Genomic DNA, 6429 nt, shown 5'->3' on the forward strand with positions numbered 1-6429 from the left:
TGACACTGCGCCCGCACGGTTGCCGTTCAAGCTCGCGAACGGGTTCAGTGCGGTGATCGGCTGCCGATCAGGACTCTGACGTGTTCGAGCTGCTGAGGGTCGCCGTGCGCGGCGCCGCCGCCGCCACGCTGGCCTGCGCCGGCGCGATGCTGGCCGCCACCCTCCTGCCGGTCGCCTTCGGCTGGGAAACCCAGGTCGTGCTGACCGGCTCGATGCGCCCCGGGATCGCCCCGGGCGACCTCGTGGTCTCCGCGCCGGTGCGGGCCGCGCAGGTGCGGGCCGGACAGGTGGTCGTGGTCGAGGACCCGGCCCGGCCCGGCACCCTGCTGGTGCACCGGGTCGTGCGGCGCAACGCCGACGGCAGCCTCACCACCAAGGGCGACGCCAACCCGTCGGTGGATCAGGCCGCGGTGCCGGCCGCGAACGTGCGCGGCCTGGCCCGGCTGCGGGTGCCGAAGGTCGGCCTGCCGGCGCTGTGGCTGCGGCAGGGTCGCTGGGCGCCGGTCACGGCCGCATTCGTGGTGCTGATCGCCCTGGGCCACCTGGCCAGGGAACGGACCCGGCGCGGCCGGCACGCGTACGACCCCCGCCGGACCGATCAGTGTCGGCCGGTCGGGCGCACCTCCCGGCAACTCAGCCGACCCGACCCGCACCCCGGTATTCGTTCAGACCACCACCGCGCGACCGATCTGGTCAGACGCGGAGTTCTCTGACGGCGAGCAGGATGGAGGCGGACGGCTTGCTGACACGCACGCTCAGCACCTGGTTCGCGGCCTGGATGGCGCTGCTCACCGTGGCGTTCTACCTCTGGCCCGGCCAGCACATGCTCTGGTGGGGCGCGATCGGCCTGTCCAGCACGACCGGGGTCCTCGTCGGGGTGGTCGTGCACCGCCCGCGGCGGCGCTGGCCGTGGTTGCTGCTGGCGTCGGCGCTGTTCGCCTTCGGCGCCGGTGACTTCCTCTACAACCTGCTCACCGACGTGTTCGGGATGACGAACCCGTTCCCGTCGTTCTCCGACGTGCTGTACCTGGCGATGTACCCCCTCGTCGCCGGCGGCCTGCTCGGTTTCATCCGGTCCAGGACCGGCCGCAACGACCGCGACAGCCTGCTCGACGCGACGACGCTCACCATCGGCCTGGCGCTGCTGGCGTGGATCTTCCTGATCGACCCGTACGTGCGCAGCACCGAACTGACGCTCGTGCAGAAGCTGGTCTCGATCGCGTACCCCCTCGGCGACGTGCTCACCCTCGCCGTGTTCGCGCGGCTGATCACCGGCGGCACGCGCCGGAGCCCGTCCATCATGATCCTGGGCCTCGGCACCGCGGGCCTGCTGGCCGCCGATGTCGTCTACGGCCTCATCCAGCTCAACGGCGACTGGCACGTCGGCGGCCCCACCGACCTCGGCTGGGTGCTCTGCTACGCGGCGTGGGCGGCGGCCGCGCTGCACCCGTCGATGGTGGAGCTCACCGAGCCGGCCAGGTCGCAGTCCAGCGACGTCGGGGTGCGCCGCATCGCGCTGCTCGGCGCGGCCTCGCTGATCGCGCCCGGTGTGCTGCTGGTCGAGGCGAGCCTCGGCACCGTCCGCGACGCGGCGGTCATCGCCGTCATGTCCGGCGTCATGTTCGTGCTGGTGCTCGCCCGCCTCGCCGGGGTGATGGGCAACCACCGCCAGTCGATGGCCCGCGAGCGGGAGCTGCGGGAGGCCACCACCACCCTGGTGTCGGCCGCCGACACCGCCGAGACGCTGGCCGCGGTGCGGCACGCGGTGGACCGGCTGCTGCCGGACGGGCTCGCGCACACGGTGGTGCTGGTGCGCGCCGAGCGCGTCGACGAGCCGGGGCTGGTCCGGGTGTCCGGGCTCGACCCGGATGTCCGGGACCTGCTGCGCGGGTACAGCTCGGCGCTGCGCCACCCCCTCGGCATCGAGCGCGACATGCTCTACGTCGGCGCCCCGACGGAGGCGCTGCAGGCGCTGCAGCCGACGTTCGAGGTGCTCGCCTCGCAGGCGGCGATGGCCCTGGAGCGCATGACGCTGACCGCCGAGGTCAACCGGCGCAGCAGCGAGGCCTACTTCCGGACGCTGATCCACAACACCTCCGACGTGATCCTCATCGTCGACGAGCACGACCTCATCCAGTACGCGAGCCCGTCGGCGGGGGCCGTGTTCGGCGACGAGCGGCTGGCCGGCTTCGAGCTGTGGGAGTTCGTCGCCGCCGACGAGCGCCCCCGCCTCGCCGAGCTGCTCACCCAGGTCCGTGGCGGGCTGCACGCGCACAACCAGATCGACCTGCGCGCCGAACGCGTCGACGGGGTCGGGCTGATGGTCGAGGTCGACTGCCGCGACCTGCGCGACGACCAGACGGTCGGCGGCCTGGTGCTCACCGTGCGGGACGTGACGGAGCGCCGGCAGCTGGAGGAGCAGCTGATCCGCCAGGCGTTCCACGACGCGTTGACGGGCCTGGCCAACCGGGTGCTGTTCCAGGACCGGGTCGAGCAGTCGGTGGCCCGCGTCAAGCGCGACCCGCACGGCCCGGGCCTGGTCGGGGTCCTGTTCATCGACCTCGACGACTTCAAGATAGTCAACGACACGCTCGGCCACGCGGTCGGCGACGCGCTGCTGATCGCGGTCGGCGAGCGGATCAGGGGCGCGCTGCGCGACACCGACACGGTCGCCCGGCTCGGCGGCGACGAGTTCGCCGCCCTGATCGAGGCCGGCTCGATGCCGGACCTGGAGCTCGCGGCGGAGCGGGTCCTGCTCGCGCTCGCCGAGCCGTTCGAGATCGCCGGCCAGGACGTCAACGGCATCTCCAGCGTCGGGCTGTCCACCACCGTCGACGCGAGCTCCGCCGAGGAGCTCATGCGCCAGGCCGACCTCGCGCTGTACGTCGCGAAGGGCGCCGGCAAGGGCCAGTGGCGGCGCTACCAGTCGGACCTGCACACGGCGGTGCTCGAGCGCCTGGAGCTGCGGGCCGCGCTCGACCAGGCGGTCAAGGAGCAGCAGTTCGTCCTGCAGTACCAGCCGATCGTGGACCTGGAGACCGGCTCGCCGCTGGGCTTCGAGGCGCTCGTGCGGTGGAACCACCCGACCCGGGGCATGATCGCGCCCGGCCACTTCATCGAGGTGGCCGAGGAGAGCGGCCTGATCGTGCCGATGGGGCGGATGGTGCTGCAACAGGCGCTGAACACGGTCGGGCGCTGGCAACGCTCCACGGCGCCGGGCGCGCTGCGGTACATCAGCGTCAACGTCTCCGTCCGGCAGTTCCGCACCCCGGGCTTCGTGGAGGAGGTCCGGCAGCTGCTGCGGGCCTCCGGGGTGGAGCCCGGCACGCTGTTGCTGGAGATCACCGAGAGCCTCCTGCTGCGCAACGACGAGCAGGTCAAGGCCGACTTCGACGCGCTCAGAGCGATGGGGGTACGGCTGGCGATCGACGACTTCGGCACCGGGTACTCGTCGCTGTCGTACCTGCAACACATGCCGATCGACGTCCTCAAGATCGACAAGTCGTTCATCGACGACATGCTGGAGTCCAAACAGCAGCGGGCGGTCGTCACCGCCATCGTCACCCTCGCCCAGACGCTCGACCTGGCGGTCGTCGCCGAGGGCGTGGAGCAGTCCGCGCAGGCGCTCGCCCTGCGCGACATGGGGTGCCCCTACGGCCAGGGCTACCTCTTCGCGCGACCGCTGTCCGAGCCGGACGCGTTCGCCCTGATCCCCAAAGCGGCCCCCTTCGCCGCGATGGCCTGAACCACCGAACGGCCGGACCACCGAACGGCCGGACCACCAACCGGCCCCGCGTCACCAATGGCGTGTGTCACCCAACCGGACAGCAACCTGACCGGACCGGACGACGCACCCGTGGCCCGATGCAATGGATTGCGTCACCCCTTCTACGAAAGGCAGCTGGAATGACCGTCAGCCCGATGCACAGCACCAAGGCCAGCTACATCCGCCGCGACGGACGGTGGGCCGACCTGGAGCGCCTGCGCACGAGCAGCCCGATGTACGACGCCACGATCGAGGAGATCTCCGGCCGCCGTATCCGGGTCGGCCAGCACTGGCTGTCTGACTTCGCCTCGTGCAACTACCTCGGCTTCGACCTCGAGCCGGAGATCATGGACGCGGTCGACCCGTACATCCGCACCTGGGGCACCCACCCCAGCTGGTCGCGGCTGCTGGGCAACCCGAAGCCGTACGTCGAGATCGAGGAGCGCCTCACCGAGCTGCTCGGCGCCCCCGACACCCTGCTGCTGCCGACGATCACCCACATCCACATGTCGGTGATCCCGATCCTGGCCGGCCAGGGCATGATCTTCCTGGACTCGCAGTCGCACAAGACGATCTACGACGGCTGCATGTACGCCAAGGGCCTCGGCGCGACCGTCACCCGCTTCCGCGCCAACGACCCCGAGCACCTCGAGGAGCTGCTGAAGGCCGCCCCCGCCGGGGTCACCCGCCTGGTCGCCATGGACGGCGTCAACTCGATGACCGGCCTCGCCCCGGACCTCGCCCGCTTCGCCCAGGTCTGCCGCGAGAACGACGCGCTGCTCTACGTCGACGAGGCGCACGGCTTCGGCGTCATCGGCGAGCGCACCCCGGACGAGACCTCGCCCTACGGCTCCCGCGGCAACGCGATCGTCAAGTACGCCGGCGAGACCTACGACAACATCGTGCTGGTCGGCGGCTTCTCCAAGTCGTACTCGTCGCTGATGGCGTTCCTGGCGCTGCCGACGTGGCTGAAGAACCACCTGAAGGTCGCCGCCCCGCCGTACCTGTACTCGGGCCCGTCGCCGACGGCGTCCCTGGCGACCGTCATGGCCGGCCTGGACGTGAACGAGAAGCGCGGCGACGAGATCCGCGCCGACCTGTACCGCAAGACGATGCACGTGCTCGACCACGTGCGCGCGCTCGGCCTGTACACGCCGAACACCGGCACCACGCCCATCATCGAGCTGCCCCTCGCGGCCGGCCAGGACATCCAGCAGGTCGGCCAGTTCCTGTGGGACCGGGAGATCTACGTGACCCTGGCCGCCTACCCGCTGGTCCCCCGCGACCAGGTCGGCTTCCGGGTGCAGGTGACCGCCGCGAACACGTACGAGGAACTGGACCAGCTCAACGCGGTGCTCACCGAGCTGGCGGGTCTGCAGCAGCTGCGAAACGCCGCCTGATGGCCAGGCACCGCGCTCCGAGGGAGCTCCCCGGGCTGCTCATCCCACTGAAGCGGCGGGAGTTCCGCCTGCTGTGGACGGGGATGAGCACCTCCCTGATCGGCGACGGCATCCTGCTCGTCGCGCTGGCCTGGCAGGTGTACGCGCTGTCCGGCGCACCCGCGGCGATGTCGGTCGTCGGGTTCGCCCTCTCGCTGCCCCAGGTCGCCACGCTGCTGTTCGGCGGGGTGATCAGCGACCGGTTCGACCGGCGGAAGATCATGCTGTGCACCGACCTGGTGCGGGGCGCGGTGCTCACTGTCCTGACCGTGCTGAGCCTGACCGGCGTCGTTCAGGTCTGGCACATCGTCGCCCTGGTGGCGGTCTACGGGGCCGCCTCGGGCTTCTTCGGCCCGGCCTTCGACTCGATCGTGCCGCAGCTGGTGCCGGAGGAGGACCTGGTCAAGGCCAACGCCCTGGACCAGTTCGTCCGGCCGGCGGCACTGCAGATGGCCGGGCCCTCGATCGGCGGCATCCTGATCGCGATCGGGGGTAGCGGACTGGCGTTCGCGCTGGACGCGGCCACCTTCGCGGTCTCCGCGACCTGCCTGTGGCTGATGCGGCCGGTGGTGAACGAGGCGGCCGGCGAGGCGGCCGGTTCGGTCTGGGAGGAGTTCAAGGAGGGGATGAACTACGTGCGCCGCAACGTGTGGCTGTGGGGCACCTTCCTCGCCGCGACATTCACCTACCTGCTCTTCATCGGCCCCACCGAGGTGCTGCTGCCGTTCGTGGTGAAGAACGAGCTGCACGGCACCGCCGGCGACCTCGGCCTGGTGCTCGCCAGCGGCGGCATCGGTGCCATCGCCGCCGCGTTGGTCGTCAGTCAGCGTGGTGTACCGCGCGGCTACATGCCCTTCATCTACGTCACGTGGACCCTCGCCACCCTCGCGGTCGCGGGATATGGCATGGCCACCGCCTCGTGGCACCTGGCCATCGCGTGTGCCCTGGTCAACGGCCTGGAGGCGGCCGGCACCATCGCCTGGGCGACGGCGAAGCAGCGGCTCGTGCCCGAGGAACTGCTCGGCCGGGTGTCGAGCGTCGACTGGTTCATCTCGATCGCCCTGGTGCCGCTGTCCTACGCGATGGCCGCGCCGGTGGCCTCCGCGATCGGCGTGCAGAACACCCTCATCGGCGCGGGCGTGCTCGGCGCGATCGTCACGTTCGCCTTCCTCTACCTGCCGGGCATGCGATCGCCCCGGCAACTGGTGGTGAGCACCTCATGAG

At 71.0% G+C, this 6429-nt stretch carries 4 protein-coding genes; all 4 read left to right on the forward strand.

The genetic code is table 11. The features are described from left to right. Positions 1–80: 80 nt before the first annotated feature. The 4 genes from Dsi01nite_RS21335 (at position 81) to Dsi01nite_RS21350 (ending at position 6428) form a co-directional block, all read left to right on the forward strand. Positions 81–713: a signal peptidase I gene (locus tag Dsi01nite_RS21335; RefSeq protein ID WP_203847969.1), complete on the forward strand. Its 633-nt coding sequence runs from the start codon at positions 81–83 to the stop codon at positions 711–713. Positions 714–739: 26 nt separating this feature from the next. Beyond that, positions 740–3745 carry a putative bifunctional diguanylate cyclase/phosphodiesterase gene (locus Dsi01nite_RS21340; protein ID WP_239136058.1) on the forward strand — a complete coding sequence of 1002 codons (3006 nt, stop codon included), beginning with the start codon at positions 740–742 and terminating at the stop codon, positions 3743–3745. A gap of 176 nt (positions 3746–3921) precedes the next feature. Then, the gene (locus Dsi01nite_RS21345; RefSeq protein WP_239136059.1) at positions 3922–5166 is read left to right on the forward strand and encodes an aminotransferase class I/II-fold pyridoxal phosphate-dependent enzyme; all 1245 of its coding nucleotides are present in this window, start codon (positions 3922–3924) and stop codon (positions 5164–5166) included. Further along, entirely contained in the window at positions 5166–6428 is a 1263-nt protein-coding gene (locus tag Dsi01nite_RS21350; protein ID WP_203847972.1) for an MFS transporter, read from the forward strand. The genes Dsi01nite_RS21345 and Dsi01nite_RS21350 overlap by 1 nt, the downstream gene beginning before the upstream one ends. Position 6429 lies beyond the last annotated feature (1 nt).

Origin of the sequence: Dactylosporangium siamense, from assembly GCF_016862795.1 — a bacterium.
Classification (GTDB): domain Bacteria; phylum Actinomycetota; class Actinomycetes; order Mycobacteriales; family Micromonosporaceae; genus Dactylosporangium; species Dactylosporangium siamense.

What these genes read in the sequence shown, in the direction of transcription:
- Dsi01nite_RS21350 (WP_203847972.1), top strand. Translation starts at nt 5,166, where the DNA reads ATGGCCAGGCACCGCGCTCCGAGGGAGCTCCCCGGGCTGCTCATCCCA.
- Dsi01nite_RS21345 (WP_239136059.1), top strand. Translation starts at nt 3,922, where the DNA reads ATGCACAGCACCAAGGCCAGCTACATCCGCCGCGACGGACGGTGGGCC.